Origin of the sequence: Streptomyces sp. SID5643, from assembly GCF_009872555.1 — a bacterium.
Classification (GTDB): domain Bacteria; phylum Actinomycetota; class Actinomycetes; order Streptomycetales; family Streptomycetaceae; genus Streptomyces; species Streptomyces iakyrus.
On the sequence record NZ_WWIC01000084.1, the window covers coordinates 65,591 to 83,491 of the forward strand.

A 17,901-nucleotide genomic window follows, 5' to 3' on the forward strand; every position below is an offset into this window, starting at 1 on the left:
GGTGTGTCCCCATGGGTACAGGGGCTCCGGCTCTCGCGCGAAGCCTACTGCGCCTTGGAAGCGCGCCGGTTGGGCGTACGGGACCTTCGCCCCGGCCCGAGGCCGGCCGGGGCGTGATCCGGTGTTCAGCTGAGGGGGTGTCCTGGCGTCAGCCGATGAGGCCGCCGTGCGCCATGCCCAGGAAGAACCCGACCCCGGAGGCGCCCAGGCCCAGGATCAGGCCGAAGCGCTGCCGGGTCGTCTCCGAGATCCACTGGCCGTACGCACCCGTGAGGATGCCCACCAGGCCGGCCCAGGAGCTGAGCAGATGCAGGTCTTCGTCGATGAGCGCCGTGAGGAACGACAAGAGGCCCAGGACCAGGGTCACGGCAAGCAGGGTGTCCTGGAGGGGATGGGGTTTGCCGTCCGTGGCGAAGAGACCGCCGGCGGTGTTGGGTCGCAATGCCTGTGCCATAGGGCACCTCCTGCGAAAGGCGGCGCATCGTAGCGCCATACACACCCGATGCGTACAGATTGGCTGCCCCGGCGGCCGGATTTCAACCGCAAGCCGCTGTGCGGGTACTCTGTACCGTCCGCACCGGTGTCTGCCCATGTCACGGCAGGGGCTTCTCTCCAGAACCCCTGACTGTCAGTGGTCGCCGATACCGTTGCCTACGCATCACAACCCTCCTGCCACGGAACGACCGTGGCCGCTGAGTCCAAAGGAGGTGGGTTCCACATGCGTCACTACGAGGTGATGGTCATCCTCGACCCCGAGGTCGAGGAGCGCGCTGTCTCTCCGTTGATCGAGAACTTCCTGTCTGTCGTCCGTGACGGCGGCGGAAAGGTCGAGAAGGTCGACACCTGGGGCCGTCGTCGTCTCGCGTACGAGATCAAGAAGAAGCCCGAGGGCATCTACTCGGTCATCGACCTGCAGGCCGAGCCTGCGGTCGTCAAGGAGCTCGACCGCCAGATGAACCTGAACGAGTCGGTCCTCCGGACCAAGGTCCTCCGCCCCGAGACCCACTGAGCTTCCCAGCTCAGCTGATCCCGGGATTCGAGTAGCAAGCAGCCAGAGCAAACCCGCCGAGAGGTTCCCCCATGGCAGGCGAGACCGTCATCACGGTCGTCGGCAATCTTGTCGACGACCCCGAGCTGCGCTTCACCCCCTCCGGTGCGGCGGTCGCGAAGTTCCGTGTCGCGTCCACCCCCCGCACCTTCGACCGCCAGACGAACGAGTGGAAGGACGGCGAGAGCCTGTTCCTGACCTGCTCGGTCTGGCGTCAGGCGGCGGAGAACGTCGCGGAGTCGCTCCAGCGAGGCATGCGCGTCATCGTGCAGGGCCGGCTGAAGCAGCGGTCCTACGAGGACCGTGAGGGCGTCAAGCGCACGGTCTACGAACTGGACGTCGAGGAAGTCGGCGCCAGCCTGCGCAACGCCACGGCCAAGGTCACCAAGACCAGTGGCCGGGGTGGCCAGGGCGGCCAGGGTGGCTTCGGCGGCGGTGGCGGCCAGGGTGGCGGCGGCTGGGGCGGCGGCCCCGGTGGCGGCCAGCAGGGCGGCGGCGCTCCCGCCGACGACCCGTGGGCGACCGGCGCTCCCGCCGGTGGCAACCAGGGCGGTGGCGGCGGCTGGGGTGGAAACTCCGGCGGCGGCCAAGGCGGCGGCTACTCGGACGAGCCCCCCTTCTAGGGACGGGTTCGCACTCACACTTCTTGATCACACAGGAGAAACACCATGGCTAAGCCGCCTGTGCGCAAGCCGAAGAAGAAGGTCTGCGCATTCTGCAAGGACAAGGTCACGTACGTGGACTACAAGGACACGAACATGCTGCGGAAGTTCATTTCCGACCGCGGCAAGATCCGTGCCCGCCGCGTGACCGGCAACTGCACGCAGCACCAGCGTGACGTCGCCACGGCCGTGAAGAACAGCCGTGAGATGGCGCTGCTGCCCTACACCTCCACCGCGCGATAAGGGAAGGGTGACCGACTCATGAAGATCATCCTCACCCACGAGGTCTCCGGCCTCGGTGCCGCGGGCGACGTCGTCGACGTCAAGGACGGTTACGCTCGCAACTACCTGATCCCGCGGAAGTTCGCCATCCGCTGGACCAAGGGTGGCGAGAAGGACGTCGAGCAGATCCGTCGTGCTCGCAAGATCCACGAGATCCAGACCATCGAGCAGGCCAACGCTGTGAAGGCCCAGCTCGAAGGCGTCAAGGTCCGTCTGGCCGTTCGCTCCGGCGACGCCGGTCGTCTCTTCGGTTCCGTCACCCCGGCCGACATCGCTTCCGCGATCAAGGCCTCCGGTGGCCCCGAGGTCGACAAGCGCCGCATCGAGCTCGGCTCGCCGATCAAGACGCTGGGCGCTCACGAGACGTCCGTGCGTCTGCACCCCGAGGTCGCCGCGAAGGTGAACATCGAGGTCGTCGCGGCCTGAGTGCCGCGCGCGTGCTGAAGCAGTAAGCGATGGGCCGCACCCCCGCGGGGTGCGGCCCATTCGTGTCTCCGGGGCTGGCGTCCTCCGAGGGCGCGCGTGTTTCACGTGAAACACCGATTCTGTGGGGCACACCGCGTTCTGTGGGGCAGGGCACACTGCGTTTCACGTGAAACAGGCAGCGTTTCACGTGAAACGGTCAGCGAGTCGCGCCCGTCACGATCCATCGACCCGAGCGAGTGCGAAGCCACAGGGTCAGCATGCGCACCGTCATCATCAGCGTCATCGTGGCCCAGAGCGCGGTGAGCCCGCCGCCCAGTGCCGGGACCAGCAGGGCGGCCGGCGTGAAGACAGCCAGAGTGATCAGCATCGCCCAGGCCAGGTAAGGGCCGTCGCCGGCACCCATGAGGACTCCGTCCAGGACGAAGACGACGCCTGAGATGGGCTGGGAGAGAGCGACGATGATCAGGGCGGGCAGCGCCACATCCTTGACTGCCGGGTCGCTGGTGAACAGGGGCAAGAACGCCGGTCGGGCAATGATCACCAGAATGCCGAGAACGACCCCGACAGCGATGCCCCACTCGACCATGCGGCGGCAGGCTTCCCGGGCGCCCTGGGCGTCACCGGCTCCGAGATACCGACCGATGATGGCCTGCCCCGCGATGGCGATGGCGTCGAGGGCGAAGGCCAGCAGGCTCCACAGGGAAAGGATGATCTGGTGGGCGGCGATGTCGGCATCGCCCAGCCGGGCCGCGACGGCCGTGGCGATCATCAGGATCGCCCGCAGCGAGAGGGTGCGCACCAGCAGGGGCACACCGGCTTGAGCGGAGGCCCTGATCCCGGCGGCATCCGGGCGCAGCGAAGCACCATGCTTGCGTGCGCCTCGCAGAACCACCACGAGATAGACCGCGGCCATGCCGCACTGGGCGATGACGGTGCCCCACGCGGAGCCGGCGATCCCCAGATCGGCGCCGTAGACGAGCCCGGCGTTGAGGGCGCCGTTGGCGACGAAGCCGGCGATGGCGACGTAGAGCGGGGTCTTGGTGTCTTGCAGGCCGCGCAGGACGCCAGTGGCGGCGAGGACCACGAGCATGGCCGGTATGCCGAGTACGGAGATGCGCAGGTAGGTGACCGCGTAAGGGGTCGCAGCGTCCGAGGCGCCGAAGAGGTCCACGAGATGGGGTGCCGTCGGCAGCGCGACGGCGACGACGGCAGCGCCAAGGAGCAGTGCCAGCCAGATTCCGTCCATGCCTTGCCGGATGGCGGCTTGAAGGTCTCCCGCTCCGACGCGACGGGCAACCGCGGCCGTCGTGGCGTAGGCAAGGAAGACGAAGACGCTCACGGCGGTCATCAGCAGGGCCGAGGCGACGCCGAGACCGGCGAGTTGGGCAGTGCCCAGGTGGCCCACGATGGCGGTGTCAGCCATGAGGAAGAGGGGCTCGGCGACGAGGGCACCGAAGGCGGGCACGGCCAGCGCGACGATCTCTCGGTCGTGCTGTCTCCGGCCGGTTCGGCGGCGCGCGGGGGCCTGTGTCATGTGCACCAATCTAATCGTCCACAGGTAAGAGATGCAAAGCTTTTGTGGCCCTTACTTTCCGTCCTGGGGTGTGCACTGCTGTGCACTGTTCGAGGCGATCTTGGTCCGGTTGGGAAAGTTTTTCTTCTGCACAGCCGGTGGACGGCAAACCCGCAGGTCAGGGTGGTTCTCTTCGTGAGATCCGCTGCTTGTTCACAGGCCTGTCCACCGGCTCGTGCACAGGTTTCGCGGAGTTCTCCACAGCATCTGGGCCGTCGTCCACATGGCCTGTGGATAACCAGATTGGCTGACGGTGCCGACAGGCCTACGGTGGTCCGGCGCCCGCTCCGTCCGCCGGTTTTCAAAACGCCACAAAACCGGCGCGTGCCAACCGGAGTTGGGCCTCTTATTTGTCAGTGCCGTGCCGTAGAACAGAGGGGCACGGCTAGGTCTGCTCCGGCGGACGGGAGGAGGTGGCTCGGTGAGCATTTCCGAGCCCTTGGACGATCCGTGGGCCGACAGCGGTCCCAGTGATCGTCTGCCCGCCTCCCGCCGGCGTGGTGACGGAGCCCGCGGCCGTGACGAACAGCACGAGCGCGGCAGGGACAACGGGGCGTGGGACAGCGGATCGGCTCCGTCCTTCGAGCGGGTACCGCCGCAGGACATCGACGCGGAGCAGTCCGTCCTCGGCGGCATGCTGCTGTCCAAGGACGCCATCGCCGACGTCGTCGAGATCCTCAAGGGCCACGACTTCTACAAGCCGGCGCACGAGACGATCTACCAGGCCGTCCTCGACGTCTACGCCAAGGGCGAGCCGGCGGACCCCATCACGATCGCGGCCGAGCTCACCAAACGCGGCGAGATCAACAAGGTCGGCGGCGCTTCGTATCTGCACACCCTCGTCCAGACGGTCCCCACGGCGGCCAACGCGGCGTACTACGCGGAGATCGTCCACGAGCGGGCCGTCCTGCGCCGACTGGTCGAGGCCGGTACCCGCATCACACAGATGGGGTATGCGGCCGACGACGACGTCGACGAGATCGTCAACCGCGCCCAGGCGGAGGTCTACGCGGTCACCGAGCAGCGCACCAGCGAGGACTACCTGCCGCTCGGCGACATCATGGAGGGCGCGCTCGACGAGATCGAGGCGATCGGCTCCCGCAGCGGTGAGATGACGGGCGTTCCCACGGGGTTCACCGACCTCGACTCCCTCACCAACGGTCTGCACCCGGGGCAGATGATCGTCATCGCGGCCCGGCCCGCCATGGGTAAGTCGACGCTCGCTCTGGACTTCGCCCGCGCCGCGTCGATCAAGCACAACCTGCCGAGCGTCATCTTCTCTCTGGAGATGGGGCGCAACGAGATCGCGATGCGTCTGCTGTCCGCGGAGGCCCGCGTCGCCCTGCACCACATGCGGTCCGGCACCATGACGGACGACGACTGGACACGCCTGGCGCGCCGGATGCCCGAGGTCTCGTCCGCACCGCTCTACATCGACGACTCACCGAACCTGTCGATGATGGAGATTCGCGCCAAATGCCGTCGGCTGAAGCAGCGCAACGACATCAAGCTCGTGATCATCGACTATCTGCAGCTGATGCAGGCCGGTGGTTCCAAGCGCTCCGAGAGCCGGCAGCAGGAGGTCTCGGACATGTCCCGGAACCTCAAGCTCCTGGCGAAGGAGCTGGAGGTTCCCGTGATCGCGCTCTCCCAGCTCAACCGTGGTCCTGAGCAGCGTACGGACAAGAAACCGATGGTGTCCGACCTGCGTGAGTCGGGTTCCATCGAGCAGGACGCCGACATGGTGATCCTTCTGCACCGCGAGGACGCGTACGAGAAGGAGTCGCCGCGCGCGGGCGAGGCGGACATCATCGTGGGCAAGCACCGTAACGGTCCGACGGCGACGATCACGGTGGCCTTCCAGGGGCACTACTCACGCTTCGTGGACATGGCACAGACCTGATCCGCGTCCTTCGGACTGACGGCGCGCCGAGTCGCGGTCGCCCGGCTAGGGCTCGGTCCGCCAACGGGTCCGCAGGACCCCGTCGTCGTCGGTCATGACCGCAGTGCACAGGGCCGCGCGTTCGAAGTCGTCATGCGCGGGCCGCTGGATGTACTGCCGTTCTGCCTCCTCGGCTTCGAAGACGGAGGGGGAGGCGTCCAGGCGTTTGCGACGCCCTGTGCCACCGGTCGTGAGACCCTGCACCCGGTCTCACGGGCTCCGGCCCCTGAATGTGCTCGACGCGGGGCTGCCCGGACGGGTGGACTGGGCCCATGACGACATCTCAGGGAGAACTCCTTCCCGCTACCCGTCGCGCTCTGTTGCACCGGATCGCCGTTGCGCAGGCTGAAGGGCGGGCTCCGTCGCTCGTCGCGGCCGTCGTGCGGGACGGGACAACGGTGTGGACGGGTGCCCGGGCCTCGGTGGAAGGGCACGCGCCGGACGAGAACGTCCAGTACCGGATCGGCTCGATCACCAAGACCTTCACGGCCGTCCTGGTGCTGCGACTTCGCGATGAGGGTGCCCTGGATCTCGGGGATCCGCTCGAGAAGCATCTGCCGGGCACCGGTGTGGGGGAGGCGACCGTCGCCGAACTCCTGGCGCACACCGGAGGGCTGGCGGCCGAGACGCCGGGACCGTGGTGGGAGCGGAGCTCCGGATCCCTGCGGCCCGAACTCGCCGACGTTCTGGGTGAGCGGCCCCTGCTGGCCCCGCCCGGCCGCCGGTTCCACTACTCGAACCCGGGATACGCACTGCTCGGGGCGCTCATCGAAAAGCTCCGCGGAGCCCCTTGGGAGGAGGCCCTTCGGCGTGAAGTGCTCGAACCTCTGGGCCTGCACCGCACGAGTGTGCTGCCTCAGGCGCCCCATGCGGGTGGCTGGGCCGTGCATCCCTGGGCCGATGTGATGCTTCCCGAGCCCATCGAGGATCTGGGGCGCATGGCGCCAGCCGGTCAGCTCTGGTCGACGACCGGCGACTTGGCGAGGTTCGCTGCCTTCCTGGTCCAAGGCGATGAGCGGGTGCTGAGCGCCGCGTCGCTGCGGGAGATGAGGACGCCGGCCGCGCCTCACGAGGCGGCGGACGTGGCGAGCGGATACGCCTACTGCCTGGGCATGGAGATCCGGCGACGGAACGGCCGGTCCCTCGTCGGCCACACCGGCTCGCTGCCCGGGTTCCTCGCGTGTCTCATGATCAGCGTCGAGGACGACGTGGCAGCGATCGTCATGGCCAACTCCACCTCCGGGCCGCTGCTGTTCGCCGTCGCCGCCGACCTGGTCCGCATCGTCGCCGAGGCGGAGCCGCGCATCCCGGCACCGTGGAAGCCGCTGGCTGACCCCGACCCGTCGCTGCTGGAGCTGACGGGGCAGTGGTACTGGGGGACGCACGCCTTCGCTCTGCGGCTGACGGCCGACGGACTGGTCTCCCTGGGGCCGCTGTCCGGCGCCGGGCGCCGTTCACGGTTTCGGTCGAACGGCGACGGCACCTGGACGGGGCTGGAGGGCTACTACGCCGGCGAACTCCTGAAGGCCGTACGACGGCCGGACGGGGCCGTGAGCCATCTGGACCTCGGCTCGTTCGTGTTCACGCGTCAGCCGTACGACGAGGGTGCTCCTGTGCCCGGCGGGGTCGATCCCGGGGGATGGCGCGGTATCGGTTAGGCGGTGATATGCCGGGGCGTTGTGTTTCACGTGAAACACAACGCCCCGGCATACCGGTCACAGCTGGAGCTTGAAGCCTGTGTGGGAGGCCGTGAACCCGAGCCGCTCGTAGAAGCGGTGGGCGTCGGTGCGCGTCCTGTCGGATGTCAGCTGGACCAGCTGACATCCCTGCTCCCGGGATGTGTCGATCGCCCACTCGATGAGCTGTGTTCCCAGGCCGCTGCCGCGCTCGTCCGCGTGGATGCGCACTCCTTCGATGATCGACCTGGTGGCACCGCGTCGGGAGAGCCCGGGAATGATCGTGAGCTGGAGCGTGCCGACGACCCGTCCCTGCCGTACCGCAACGACCACACGCTGGTTCGGGTCGGCGCTGAGCCGCTCCAGCGCGGCAAGGTACGGGCCGAGGTCATCCGGTGACTCGCGCTGTGCGCCCAGCGGGTCGTCCGCGAGCATGGCGACGATCGCCGGGACGTCGTCGCAGACGGCGGAACGTATCTCAAGATCTCCCATGTACGCACCCTAAGCAGAGCCGGCCGGTGCGGAGACGTGTATGTCCCGCGCGGGTGCCCTAGGCGGGCACCGGAGCCTTCAGGGTCTCCACGACCCGGACCAGCGGGGCCAGTTCGGGGTTCTTCGCGGCCTCGTCGAGGGCTTCGCGCAGGGCGGCGTCATTGGTCGGCCGCGCCGCCTCCAGTAGTTCGAGGCCCGCTTCGGTGACGTTCGTGTAGATGCCCCGGCGATCCGTGGGGCACAGGTAGCGCTCCAGGAGCCCGCGGTCCTCCAGCCGGGTGACCAGGCGTGTGGTGGCGCTCTGGCTGAGGACGACCGCGTCGGCGACCTGCTTCATCTGCAGATGTCCGCCGTCCCCGTCGTGCTGTCGGCTGAGCACGTCCAGCAGGGAGTACTCGCGCGCGCTGAGGTCGTGCCCGGCCTGTAGGGCGCGCTCGATGTGGGCCTCGATCCTCCCGTGGAGCAGGGAGAGGGCGCACCAGCTCTGGGCGAGAGCGGTGAGCGCGGGGTCCGTCGCTGTCATTGGCGTTTCCTCCGTCCCGGAGCGGCTGCAACCCAGGATAGAGCAGGCCCGCAATTGACGGCGGTTGCACATAGCCCGCGTCTGCAACTATTGTGGACGCTTGTAAAGCGCTCCTGCAATCGTCTGGGAAGGTAACCCTCCATGCCTCTCGCGCTTCTGGCCCTCGCGATCGGGGCCTTCGGGATCGGAACGACGGAATTCGTGATCATGGGCTTGCTGCCCCAGGTCGCGGGCGACTACGGGGTCTCCATCCCCACTGCCGGATACCTGGTGACCGGCTACGCGCTCGGCGTCATGTTCGGCGCGCCGCTGATGACCGTGCTCGGCACCAAGGTCTCCCGCAAGCGGATGCTGATGCTGCTCATGGGCCTGTTCATCGTCGGCAACCTGCTCTCGGCACTCGCCCCGGCCTTCTCCGTCATGCTGATCGGGCGGATCGTCGCCTCGCTGGCCCACGGCGCCTTCTTCGGTATCGGCTCGGTCGTCGCGGCCGACCTCGTCGCCCCCGACAAGAAGGCCGGAGCCATCGCGATGATGTTCACCGGCCTGACCGTCGCCAACGTGGTCGGTGTCCCGCTGGGCACCCTCGTCGGGCAGTCCGTCGGCTGGCGGTGGACCTTCGGCATCGTCGCCGCCCTCGGCGTCGTAGGCCTGGCCGGCATCGCCCGGCTCGTCCCCGACATGCCCAAGGCGGAAGGCGTGCGCCTGCGCCACGAGCTGGCCGCCTTCAAGAACGTGCAGGTGCTGCTCGCGATGGCCATGACCGTCCTCGGCTTCGGCGGTGTCTTTGCGGCCATCACCTACATCGCGCCGATGATGACCCACGTCGCAGGCTTCGCCGACGGCTCCGTCACCTGGCTGCTCGTCCTCTTCGGCCTCGGCATGGTCGGCGGCAACCTCGTCGGCGGCAGGTTCGCCGACCGCGCCCTGATGCCCATGCTGTACGTCTCCCTGGGCGCCCTGGCCGTCGTCCTGGCGCTGTTCACCGTCACCGCCCAGGACAAGCTGCTGTCGGCCGTCACCATCGCGCTGATCGGTGCCCTGGGCTTCGCCACCGTGCCGCCGCTCCAGAAGCGGGTCCTCGACCAGGCGCACGGCGCCCCGACTCTGGCCTCCGCCGTGAACATCGGCGCCTTCAACCTCGGCAACGCGTTGTCCGCCTGGCTTGGCGGCCTCGTGATCGCGGCAGGCCTCGGCTACACCGCGCCCAACTGGGTCGGTGCCGCTCTGGCAGCCGGCGCCCTGCTCCTGGCCCTTGTCTCGGCCGCCCTGGAGCGCCGTGCCGGTGAGCCCAGCACCGTCGTCACGGGCGGCGCACCGGCCGACCAGCGGGCCGCCCTCCACCACTGAGCAACCGGACCACCCCCACCCACGCCATGACCCAGCACCACCAGCACGCCGTCCAGGAGAACTCCCTCATGAACACCACCACCGCCGTCGCCCCGCTGACCACCCAGGACGCCGACGCGCTCGTCGCCGCGGCCCAGCGTGCCGCCGAAGCCGCAGGCGTCACCATCAGCGTCACCGTCCTGGACGCGGGCGGCCATCTACTCGCCTTCCGGCGGGACGACCGCGCCGTGCTGATCTCCGGCGAGACCAGCACCCGCAAGGCCTACACGGCTCTCCAGCTGAACGCGCCCACCGCCGACCTGGTCGACGCGGTGCAGCCCGGGGGCCTCTTCCACACGCTGCCGACCGCACTCGACCGGCCGCTGCTGTTCATCGCCGGCGGCGTACCGGTGCACCGCGACGGCCGGCTGATCGGCGCGATCGGCATCGGCGGCGGCGCCCCGGAGCAGGACCACGGCTTCGCCACGGCCGCCCTGGAGACCCTCGCCTGACCGGACGTCTTCAGCACAACGATGAGGGCTCCCCGGTGTCCGGGGAGCCCTCATCGTCGTATCGAAGCTCCTCAGCCCGCCGCGACCGTGACCGGCGCGAAACGCCGGCTCCAGTCTCCGGGCAACTCGGTGATCCCGTACGACATCACCGAGTTGAAGGCGATGGATTGCAGGCCTCGCTCCTTCACCCACGCGAGGAGCTCTTCGTGCCGCACATCGATGTCCGTGCGCAGCGGACGGTCGGTGCGAGCGGCAAGAGAGGCGATGAGGGCCTGCGCCACCGACGTGTCGCGTGCGATGAGCGGCCCCACGACGTGAGTGTCCATGTTCGGCCAGGCGCCCGCGTACCCGATGATTCGCCCGCCCTCCTCGGCCACGCGCAACTGGTCGGCAAAGGCGGGGAGGCGGGTGACGATGTGAGTGCGGTCGGCCCCGAACACCTGCTCGTCGAGCCGGAGGATCGCGGTCAGGTCCTCGGCGGTGGCGGCGCGCGTGGCGACTGTCGACTCCGGCCCACCGGGAGTGAAGCGCCCGCGGACCATTTCGGCCCGCCCGGTGACCTTGAAGCCGAGTTCCTCGTAGAGGGGCCGGCCGTACGGCGTGGCATGCAGGGTGAGCGGGGTGGCACCCAACGCAGAGACGACGTGGCGCATCAGCCGGCGTCCTACGCCCTGCCGGGCATGCCGTCCGGCGACCAGGACCATGCCGATCGCGGCGAGGGCGGGGTCCTGCGGTCCGTACTCGGTGACGACGCAGGCGCTGACCAGGCCACCGTCGGGGTCGTCGATGCCGTAGCCCTTACCGGCCGTAAGAAGGAAGCCCCACTTGTGCTCCTCCCGTGGCCACCCCCGGTCCTCGGACAAGTCGGCGCAGGCGGCTTGATCGCGGAGCGTCAAACGACGGATGGGCAGGGAGGCAAGGGAAGGAGTCGGCACGCAGGTCAGGCTGTCCGACGCAGGCGCCTGGCGTCCACCTCTTTCCGTGGAGACGTACGAGCTTTTGGCCAGTTGTCGCCACCCGTACACGGCGTGGGCCGGTGCTGGATGTTTCACGTGAAACACGTAAGAACATCGCGTGTCCGATCAGCGCCGGGAACGGTGCTTAACCGCAACACAGTTGACCTCTTGATGATTCGCGCGGTGACCGCATTCGTGGCGAGGGAAGGGGGGACTTGTGTGCACGACGGGGCCCGGTAGGGTCGACTCCGGTTCGCATCCGGGACGGCACACCCCTGTGGGGGCCGAGTGCAGGGCTGTGCAGCCTAACGGGACGGAGAGATCGAAGACCCACGTTTCCGGTTATGCGACGGAAGCGTCCAGGCGGGTGGGAAGCTCGACGAGAGTTACTGCGGCCAATGTCACACTCTCGCCTTACTTGTCCGTACGGGGCCGGAATACGGGTTGAATGTGGCCGCATTGGCCGCGACAAGGATGGGAACGCAGACCGTCCACGGGGGAAAGCAGGCACCTTCCGACTGGGAAGTGCGCAGACCGACCGAAAGATGCTCGAGGCGAGGCACACCATGGACGCTCCGACCACCACGTCGGCCGACAACGGCACTTCTGGCGGCGGGGGCGGCTGGTTCACACCCCGCAAGGACCCCACGACGGCGCCGGACGGCGACGCAAGGACGCCCGACAGGACGGCAGAAGGCCGGCGACCGGCGGCGATCCGCCCGGTGGGCAGGCCCGGAACCGTCCCGGAACCGCCGGCAGACGGCATATCGGCGCCGCCCGGCGCGACACCCGGCAGAGTGAGCACCGGCGGGCCGGAGCGCGGGCGTGAGACCCCCGATGCGATATCGACGCCCGCTCCTGACGCCGCGCAGCACGCCCCTTCTCCCGCGGTCTCCAGCTTCGTCGGCGCTTCCTCGCCGGGCCCCGCACCGACCGCGCTGACCCCCGCGCCCTTCGCCTCCACGCTGGCTCCGCCCCCAACTGCCGCTGCCGAGCAGCCCGTATCCGCCCAGCGGCACCCTCCGGGGTCATCCCCGGGCGAGGCCGCCACCGCCCCGGCCGAAGAAGGCTCCCCGGACGCCCTGCTCATCCGCCGCGCCATGGCCGAGGTGGCCCCGGTCGCGGACAAGGTCACGTCGTACTTCTACGCCCTGCTCTTCGTCCGCCACCCCGACCTGCGGTCGCTGTTCCCTGCCGCGATGGACACCCAGCGGGACCGGCTGCTCAGAGCGCTGCTCACCGCCGCCGAGCACATCGACAACAAGGAAGTCCTCGTCGACTACTTGCAGAATCTCGGCCGGGGGCACCGGAAGTACGGGACGCGGGCCGAGCATTACCCGGCCGTCGGTGAGTGCCTCATCGGTGCGCTGAGCAAATACGCCGCCGGGGTCTGGAACACGGAGATGGAGGCGGCCTGGGTCAGGGCCTACACCACGATCTCCCAGGTCATGATCGACGCGGCGGCCGCGGACGAACTGCGCGCTCCGGCCTGGTGGTACGCCGAGATCGTCACGCACGACCTGAGAACCCCGGACGTCGCGGTCGTCACCGTCCGGCCCGACCAGCCGTATCCCTTCCTCGCAGGGCAGTACACGAGCGTGGAGACGCCCTGGTGGCCCCGGATCTGGCGGCACTACTCCTTCGCCTCGGCGCCCCGCTCCGACGGTCTTCTGTCGTTCCATGTGAAGGCGGTTCCGGCGGGCTGGGTCTCCAATGCCCTGGTGCACCGCGCCCGCCCCGGTGACATCATCCGGCTCGGCCCGCCCGCCGGGTCCATGACCGTGGACCACACCACCGACAGCGGTCTGCTCTGCCTGGGCGGAGGCACGGGCATAGCGCCCATCAAGGCCCTGGTCGAGGACGTCGCCGAGCACGGGGACCGCCGGCCGGTCGAGGTCTTCTACGGCGCCCGCACGGACCACGACCTGTACGACATCGACACCATGCTCCGCCTCCAGCAGAGCCACCCCTGGCTCTCGGTCCGCGCGATCATCGACCAGCAGGCGAACCAGCAGCTGCCGGACGCGATACGCGCCTACGGGCCGTGGAACGAGTTCGACGCCTACCTCTCGGGGCCGCCCGGGATGATCCGCAGCAGTATGAACGCCCTGAGGGACATCGGCATCCCGTCGGACCGCATACGGCACGACTCCGTCGAGGAACTGGTCGCAGCCGGAAGCTGACCAGGTGCCTCAGCCCAGGTCGGGCGCGTGCATGGCGAGTACGCCCTCGATGTTGCCGTCCAGGTAGTGGCGCAGCGACAGCGGCACGAGATGGACGGAGGCGATGCCGACGCGGGTGAAGGGCACGCGCACGATCTCGTACTCGCCGACGGGCTCGTCCACCTCGGGGCCATGGCGCAGCGAAGGGTCCATGGACTCCAGTCGGCAGACGAAGAAGTGCTGCACCTTCACACCGGTCGCGCCGCCGTCCTCCCCGATGTGCTCCATGGTGTCCACGAAGCAGGGCACCACATCGGTGATCTTGGCGCCGAGTTCCTCGTACACCTCGCGGTGCAGGGCGTCGACGACGGTCGAGTCGCTGGGTTCGACCCCGCCGCCGGGGGTGAGCCAGTAGGGATCCACACCCGGCTTGGTGCGCTTGATCAAGATCAGGTCGGCACCGTCCAGCAGAACGGCGCGGGCGGTGCGCTTGACCACGGGTCGGACGGTCATGAGTGAAATGTGGCCCGGCTGGTTCCACGTGAAACATCGCGAAACGTCACCGGCCGAGCTCCCAGAGTGAGGCCCGGTCCCGAGCGCCCCGACACCTACGCCGAGGCGCCCCGGTGCGCCCCCGTCAGGGCGCACCGGAAACTCACCTCACGCAGCTCCAGGGCTGATCGGAAGGGCCTCAGCACCAGTCGGCCGAAGCCCGCTGCAACCACTCGTGGGCCCGTGCGATGTGGGGCATCGCCAGCGTCCCGGTGCGGACCACCAGAAAGTACGTCCGCAGCGGCGGCACCGTCGGCTCGTGCAGGGCGACCACCTCGCCCCGCTCCAGCGCCGGCGCACACAGATAGCGGGGCAGCACCGCCAGGCCGGCGCCGGCGGCCGCGCAGGCCAGGACCGCACGCAGGTCGGGGACGATCACGGTGCCCGGGGCGGCCGGGTGCGAGTCGAAGACGGAGGCCCAGTAGCGGGAGACGAAGGGCAACGACTCGTGCACCTCCACCACGGGCACCTTCTCCAAGGCCGGTTCCGGCTTGTGGTCCGGTTGCCCGGTGCCGATCTCCTCGGCCCAGCGCGGGGCGGCGACCAGGACGTGCTCCTCGTCGCAGAGCGCAGTCGCCGTGAGCAGGGCGCCCCGCGGCTGGGCGGTGCTGATGGCCAGATCGTGATGCCCGGCGGAAAGCCCTTCCAGTGTTTCCTCGGCCGTCCCGAAGGAAGCGCGCAAGGCGAAGCCCTGCCCGTCCTCACCGGTCAGCTCCGTGAGGGCGGGCAGGGCTCGTTCGGCGGTGAACTCCGGAGGTCCTGCGAGGTGCAGCGTCCGTAAGGAGGAGTCGTCGTCGAGGCCGGTCTCGGTGATCTCCACCAGGGCGTCCAGATGGGGCGCGGCCTTGTGGGCGAGTTCGTCGCCGATGCTCGTGGGGGTCACGCCGCGGGCCTGCCGGAGGAACAGGGGGCGGCCCAGCTGCCGTTCTAGCGTGCGTATCTGCGAGGTGACGGCGGGCTGGGAGAGACCGAGGAGGGCGGCTGCGCGGGTGAAGGAGCCGGCCCGGTGCACGGTCACGAAGGTCCGCAGCAAGGCCAGATCCACCGCACACTCCCCTCTCCGGCCTCCGTCACCTGCCCACGGCCGTGCTCAACTATAAATAAGTCGATAGGTCTCTGTCGCTACTGTGATTGGACACTGACAGAGAGTCAACTAGCCTTGGTCGGGCGGTTCTTGCGCGCGGAACCGGGGGACGGTCCGAGCCACGAGGGGGGAGGCTCGGACCGTCCGTGGGAACGGTCAGGCGGCCGACGCGTCCAGTGCACGCAGCACATCCGCCACCAGGTCCTCCGGGTCCTCGGCACCGACCGACAGGCGGATGAAGCCCTCGGGAACCGCGTCCCCGCCCCAGCGCCCCCGCCGTTCGGCCGTGGACCGCACGCCGCCGAAGCTCGTCGCGTCGTCCACGAGCCGCAGCGCGTCGAGGAAGCGGTCGGCATGCGCGCGCGTGGGCAGGGTGAAGGACACCACGCAGCCGAAGCGCCGCATCTGCCGCGCGGCGATCTTGTGCGAGGGGTCGTCGGGGAGGCCCGGGTAGCGCAGCCCCGTCACCTCGGGCCGCTCGCGCAGCGCCTCGGCGACCGCCAGGGCCGTCGCGCTCTGCCGGTCGACCCGCATCTGGAGCGTCGCGATCGAACGGTGCGCGAGCCAGGCCTCCATGGGCCCCGGAATCGCACCGGCGATCTTGCGCCAGCGGCGCACGGCGGCCATGGCCTCGGCGTCCCGGCCGACGACATAGCCCAGCAGGACGTCGCCGTGGCCGGTGAGCTGCTTGGTGCCGCTGGCCACCGTGAAGTCGGCACCGAGCTCCAGCGGACGCTGACCGAGCGGCGTCGCGAGGGTGTTGTCGACGGCCACGAGGGCGCCACGCGCGTGTGCCGCCTCGGCGAGCCGCCCGATGTCGCACACGTCGAGCCCGGGGTTCGACGGCGTCTCGATCCACAGCAGCCTCGCACCGTCGAGGACGTCGAGCTGGGCGTCGCCGCCCGTCGGCGCGGTGCGCACCTCGATGCCGTACGCCTCCAGCTGGGCACGTACCAGCGGCAGCGCCTGGTAGCCGTCGTCGGGCAGGACGCACACGTCACCGGTACGCAGCTGGGAGAACAGCGCCGCCGAGATCGCGGCCATGCCCGACGCGAAGACGAGCGTCTCGGCGTCGTCCCGGCCGGGCGCCTCCAGCTCGCCGACGGCGCGCTCCAGCAGCGTCCAGGTCGGGTTCTCGTCGCGGCCGTAGGTGTAGGGACCGGTCGGGTCGCCCGGCAGGTGGAAGTGGGCGGCGAACACCGGGCCGGGCAGGGTGGGCTCGTGTTTGACCGGCTCGGGCAGCCCGGCCCGCACCGCGCGCGTACCGTCACCGGTTCCCGCGGTCGCCCGTCCGGCGGTGCCCGCCACTTCGTCGCCGCTCCGCGTCGTCCCGCTCGCGTCATCCGTCACGGAATCGCTCATGCCGCCCGTCCCTCCACGTCCTTGCGCACGGCGGCGAGCAGACCGATGCTCGTCGCCTCCACCATCTCAAGGCACTCCGCGAAGCCGTCCATGCCCCCGTAGTAGGGGTCCGGTACGTCGAGGTCGTCTCCCGCAGCGGGATCGTACGAGCGGAGCAGCCGTACCTTCCGGGCGTCCTGCTCCGTCGGCGCGAGGCGGCGCAGCGCCCCGAGGTGGCCGGAGTCGAGGGCGATCACCAGGTCGAGGCGGGAGAACCAGGACGGCCGGAACTGCCGGGCCGTGTGGCCGCCGGCGTAGCCGTTGTCCTCCAGGACGGCCACCGTGCGCGGGTCGGCGCCGTCACCCTCGTGCCAGCCGCCCGTGCCGGCGCTGTCGACCTCCACCAGCCCGTCGAGACCGGCCTCCGCCACACGGGCGCGGAAGACGATCTCGGCCATCGGCGACCGGCAGATGTTGCCCGTGCAGACGAAGCAGACCCGGTACGTCATGTCCGCTCAGTCCCCGTCGGGCAGGACGACGTGCAGCGCCCAGGAGACGACCGAGATGATCAGGCCGCCCACGACAGCCGTCCAGAAGCCGTCCACGTGGAAGCTCAGGTCGAGCTTGTCCGCCAGCCACGAGGTGAGCAGCAGCATCAGCGCGTTGACGACCAGCGTGAACAGACCCAGGGTCAGTATCAGCAACGGCAGACTGAGGAGCTTGACCACCGGCTTGACCAGGAAGTTCACCAGGCCGAAGAGCAGCGCCACGATGATCAGGGTGGCGAACTCCTTGCCCGTGCTGTCACCGGTCAGGGTGATCTTGTCGAGCAGCCATACGGCGACCGCCAGAGCGCCCGCGTTCGCGATCGTCTTGACTAGGAAATTCATCATGTGTCTGATCGTGGCAGACCTGATCGGACACGGGCACAAGAGGCAGGGGCGGACAAGGCGATGAAAGCATTCCGGCTGGACGAACTGGAGGCCGAGCGCGCCGCCAACGAGGGCGCCTACCTGCAGTTTCTGCGGGAGCAGAACATGTCGGTCGGCTTGTACGCCCTCGACGCGGGCGAGCAGGATCCACAGAAGCCGCACAATCAGGACGAGGTCTACTTCGTTGTGAGCGGCCGTGCCGCGATCACCGTCGGCCTGGAGACGACCCAGGTGGCGCGCGGCAGCGTGGTCTACGTGCCGGCCGGCGTCGCGCACAAGTTCCACCACATCACCGAGGACCTGAGGGTGATGGTGGTCTTCTCTCCGCCCGAGAGCTGACGCACCGCCTCAGGGTTCCCTAGGGGATCGGTCAGGGGAGGACAAGGGGTGCGAGGCCCCCGTTCGACCC

The 17,901-nt window shown here is 69.2% G+C and carries 21 protein-coding genes; 10 read left to right on the forward strand and 11 right to left on the reverse strand.

What is annotated here, in order from left to right; genetic code table 11:
• Positions 1-148 precede the first annotated feature (148 nt).
• Positions 149-454 (reverse strand): hypothetical protein, encoded by a 306-nt coding sequence (locus tag GTY56_RS10330; RefSeq protein ID WP_161364676.1) that lies wholly within the window; start codon positions 452-454, stop codon positions 149-151.
• Between the two features lie 264 nt (positions 455-718).
• On the opposite strand from GTY56_RS10330, the gene rpsF reads away from it, so the two are divergent.
• The 4 genes from rpsF (at position 719) to rplI (ending at position 2,418) form a co-directional block, all read left to right on the forward strand.
• Positions 719-1,009, forward strand: a complete 291-nt coding sequence (gene rpsF, locus GTY56_RS10335; RefSeq protein WP_030847098.1) for a 30S ribosomal protein S6 — start codon at positions 719-721, stop codon at positions 1,007-1,009.
• Positions 1,010-1,080: 71 nt separating this feature from the next.
• Entirely contained in the window at positions 1,081-1,671 is a 591-nt protein-coding gene (locus tag GTY56_RS10340) for a single-stranded DNA-binding protein (protein ID WP_033309882.1), read from the forward strand.
• Positions 1,672-1,716: 45 nt separating this feature from the next.
• A complete protein-coding gene (rpsR, locus tag GTY56_RS10345; RefSeq protein WP_003949403.1) occupies positions 1,717-1,953 on the forward strand; it encodes a 30S ribosomal protein S18 in 237 nt (78 codons plus the stop codon).
• Between the two features lie 18 nt (positions 1,954-1,971).
• Positions 1,972-2,418 carry a 50S ribosomal protein L9 gene (rplI, locus tag GTY56_RS10350; RefSeq protein WP_033309881.1) on the forward strand — a complete coding sequence of 149 codons (447 nt, stop codon included), beginning with the start codon at positions 1,972-1,974 and terminating at the stop codon, positions 2,416-2,418.
• A gap of 196 nt (positions 2,419-2,614) precedes the next feature.
• Here the strand turns inward: rplI and GTY56_RS10355 are convergent, their stop codons facing one another.
• Positions 2,615-3,952 (reverse strand): MATE family efflux transporter, encoded by a 1,338-nt coding sequence (locus GTY56_RS10355; RefSeq protein WP_161364678.1) that lies wholly within the window; start codon positions 3,950-3,952, stop codon positions 2,615-2,617.
• Between the two features lie 460 nt (positions 3,953-4,412).
• Here GTY56_RS10355 and dnaB point away from each other — a divergent pair, with 460 nt between their 5' ends.
• Entirely contained in the window at positions 4,413-5,894 is a 1,482-nt protein-coding gene (dnaB, locus tag GTY56_RS10360; protein ID WP_161364680.1) for a replicative DNA helicase, read from the forward strand.
• Between the two features lie 45 nt (positions 5,895-5,939).
• Here the strand turns inward: dnaB and GTY56_RS39865 are convergent, their stop codons facing one another.
• On the reverse strand, positions 5,940-6,137 hold the full coding sequence (locus GTY56_RS39865; RefSeq protein ID WP_202509982.1) for a hypothetical protein: 198 nt from the start codon (positions 6,135-6,137) through the stop codon (positions 5,940-5,942).
• Positions 6,138-6,205: 68 nt separating this feature from the next.
• Between GTY56_RS39865 and GTY56_RS10365 the strand changes: the two genes are divergently transcribed.
• Positions 6,206-7,591, forward strand: a complete 1,386-nt coding sequence (locus GTY56_RS10365; protein ID WP_161364682.1) for a serine hydrolase domain-containing protein — start codon at positions 6,206-6,208, stop codon at positions 7,589-7,591.
• A 57-nt stretch (positions 7,592-7,648) separates the two neighbouring features.
• Here GTY56_RS10365 and GTY56_RS10370 read toward each other — a convergent pair whose 3' ends face one another.
• Together GTY56_RS10370 and GTY56_RS10375 are read right to left on the reverse strand one after the other, a co-directional pair.
• Positions 7,649-8,101 carry a GNAT family N-acetyltransferase gene (locus tag GTY56_RS10370; RefSeq protein WP_161364684.1) on the reverse strand — a complete coding sequence of 151 codons (453 nt, stop codon included), beginning with the start codon at positions 8,099-8,101 and terminating at the stop codon, positions 7,649-7,651.
• A 58-nt stretch (positions 8,102-8,159) separates the two neighbouring features.
• On the reverse strand, positions 8,160-8,624 hold the full coding sequence (locus GTY56_RS10375) for a MarR family winged helix-turn-helix transcriptional regulator (RefSeq protein WP_107456502.1): 465 nt from the start codon (positions 8,622-8,624) through the stop codon (positions 8,160-8,162).
• A gap of 141 nt (positions 8,625-8,765) precedes the next feature.
• Here GTY56_RS10375 and GTY56_RS10380 point away from each other — a divergent pair, with 141 nt between their 5' ends.
• On the forward strand, positions 8,766-9,974 hold the full coding sequence (locus GTY56_RS10380) for an MFS transporter (RefSeq protein WP_161364686.1): 1,209 nt from the start codon (positions 8,766-8,768) through the stop codon (positions 9,972-9,974).
• Positions 9,975-10,042: 68 nt separating this feature from the next.
• A complete protein-coding gene (locus GTY56_RS10385) occupies positions 10,043-10,465 on the forward strand; it encodes a GlcG/HbpS family heme-binding protein (RefSeq protein ID WP_161364794.1) in 423 nt (140 codons plus the stop codon).
• Between the two features lie 71 nt (positions 10,466-10,536).
• On the opposite strand, the gene GTY56_RS10390 is transcribed toward GTY56_RS10385, so the two are convergent.
• The gene (locus tag GTY56_RS10390; RefSeq protein ID WP_161364688.1) at positions 10,537-11,400 is read right to left on the reverse strand and encodes a GNAT family N-acetyltransferase; all 864 of its coding nucleotides are present in this window, start codon (positions 11,398-11,400) and stop codon (positions 10,537-10,539) included.
• A 587-nt stretch (positions 11,401-11,987) separates the two neighbouring features.
• Here GTY56_RS10390 and GTY56_RS10395 point away from each other — a divergent pair.
• Complete coding sequence (locus GTY56_RS10395; protein ID WP_202509983.1) at positions 11,988-13,604, forward strand: globin domain-containing protein; 1,617 nt, start codon at positions 11,988-11,990, stop codon at positions 13,602-13,604.
• Between the two features lie 9 nt (positions 13,605-13,613).
• Here GTY56_RS10395 and GTY56_RS10400 read toward each other — a convergent pair whose 3' ends face one another.
• From GTY56_RS10400 to GTY56_RS10420, 5 genes are all read right to left on the reverse strand, one after another.
• Positions 13,614-14,096 (reverse strand): NUDIX domain-containing protein, encoded by a 483-nt coding sequence (locus GTY56_RS10400; RefSeq protein WP_033309872.1) that lies wholly within the window; start codon positions 14,094-14,096, stop codon positions 13,614-13,616.
• 178 nt (positions 14,097-14,274) lie between these two features.
• Complete coding sequence (locus GTY56_RS10405; protein ID WP_161364692.1) at positions 14,275-15,180, reverse strand: LysR substrate-binding domain-containing protein; 906 nt, start codon at positions 15,178-15,180, stop codon at positions 14,275-14,277.
• Between the two features lie 195 nt (positions 15,181-15,375).
• Entirely contained in the window at positions 15,376-16,581 is a 1,206-nt protein-coding gene (locus tag GTY56_RS10410) for a cystathionine gamma-lyase (RefSeq protein ID WP_202509984.1), read from the reverse strand.
• A complete protein-coding gene (locus GTY56_RS10415; protein WP_161364693.1) occupies positions 16,578-17,069 on the reverse strand; it encodes a low molecular weight protein-tyrosine-phosphatase in 492 nt (163 codons plus the stop codon). Before GTY56_RS10415 ends, GTY56_RS10410 begins: the two co-directional genes overlap by 4 nt.
• Positions 17,070-17,075: 6 nt before the next feature.
• Positions 17,076-17,453: a phage holin family protein gene (locus GTY56_RS10420; protein WP_161364695.1), complete on the reverse strand. Its 378-nt coding sequence runs from the start codon at positions 17,451-17,453 to the stop codon at positions 17,076-17,078.
• Between the two features lie 60 nt (positions 17,454-17,513).
• Here GTY56_RS10420 and GTY56_RS10425 point away from each other — a divergent pair, with 60 nt between their 5' ends.
• Entirely contained in the window at positions 17,514-17,831 is a 318-nt protein-coding gene (locus tag GTY56_RS10425; RefSeq protein ID WP_033309867.1) for a cupin domain-containing protein, read from the forward strand.
• Positions 17,832-17,901 lie beyond the last annotated feature (70 nt).

Excerpts from the sequence above, each read along its gene's own strand:
- GTY56_RS10330 (WP_161364676.1), bottom strand. The coding sequence starts at position 454 with ATGGCACAGGCATTGCGACCCAACACCGCCGGCGGTCTCTTCGCCACG.
- rpsF (WP_030847098.1), top strand. The coding sequence starts at position 719 with ATGCGTCACTACGAGGTGATGGTCATCCTCGACCCCGAGGTCGAGGAG.
- GTY56_RS10340 (WP_033309882.1), top strand. The coding sequence starts at position 1,081 with ATGGCAGGCGAGACCGTCATCACGGTCGTCGGCAATCTTGTCGACGAC.
- rpsR (WP_003949403.1), top strand. The coding sequence starts at position 1,717 with ATGGCTAAGCCGCCTGTGCGCAAGCCGAAGAAGAAGGTCTGCGCATTC.
- rplI (WP_033309881.1), top strand. The coding sequence starts at position 1,972 with ATGAAGATCATCCTCACCCACGAGGTCTCCGGCCTCGGTGCCGCGGGC.
- GTY56_RS10355 (WP_161364678.1), bottom strand. The coding sequence starts at position 3,952 with ATGACACAGGCCCCCGCGCGCCGCCGAACCGGCCGGAGACAGCACGAC.
- GTY56_RS10365 (WP_161364682.1), top strand. The coding sequence starts at position 6,206 with ATGACGACATCTCAGGGAGAACTCCTTCCCGCTACCCGTCGCGCTCTG.
- GTY56_RS10370 (WP_161364684.1), bottom strand. The coding sequence starts at position 8,101 with ATGGGAGATCTTGAGATACGTTCCGCCGTCTGCGACGACGTCCCGGCG.
- GTY56_RS10375 (WP_107456502.1), bottom strand. The coding sequence starts at position 8,624 with ATGACAGCGACGGACCCCGCGCTCACCGCTCTCGCCCAGAGCTGGTGC.
- GTY56_RS10380 (WP_161364686.1), top strand. The coding sequence starts at position 8,766 with ATGCCTCTCGCGCTTCTGGCCCTCGCGATCGGGGCCTTCGGGATCGGA.
- GTY56_RS10385 (WP_161364794.1), top strand. The coding sequence starts at position 10,043 with ATGAACACCACCACCGCCGTCGCCCCGCTGACCACCCAGGACGCCGAC.
- GTY56_RS10395 (WP_202509983.1), top strand. The coding sequence starts at position 11,988 with ATGGACGCTCCGACCACCACGTCGGCCGACAACGGCACTTCTGGCGGC.
- GTY56_RS10400 (WP_033309872.1), bottom strand. The coding sequence starts at position 14,096 with ATGACCGTCCGACCCGTGGTCAAGCGCACCGCCCGCGCCGTTCTGCTG.
- GTY56_RS10410 (WP_202509984.1), bottom strand. The coding sequence starts at position 16,581 with ATGAGCGATTCCGTGACGGATGACGCGAGCGGGACGACGCGGAGCGGC.
- GTY56_RS10415 (WP_161364693.1), bottom strand. The coding sequence starts at position 17,069 with ATGACGTACCGGGTCTGCTTCGTCTGCACGGGCAACATCTGCCGGTCG.
- GTY56_RS10420 (WP_161364695.1), bottom strand. The coding sequence starts at position 17,453 with ATGATGAATTTCCTAGTCAAGACGATCGCGAACGCGGGCGCTCTGGCG.
- GTY56_RS10425 (WP_033309867.1), top strand. The coding sequence starts at position 17,514 with ATGAAAGCATTCCGGCTGGACGAACTGGAGGCCGAGCGCGCCGCCAAC.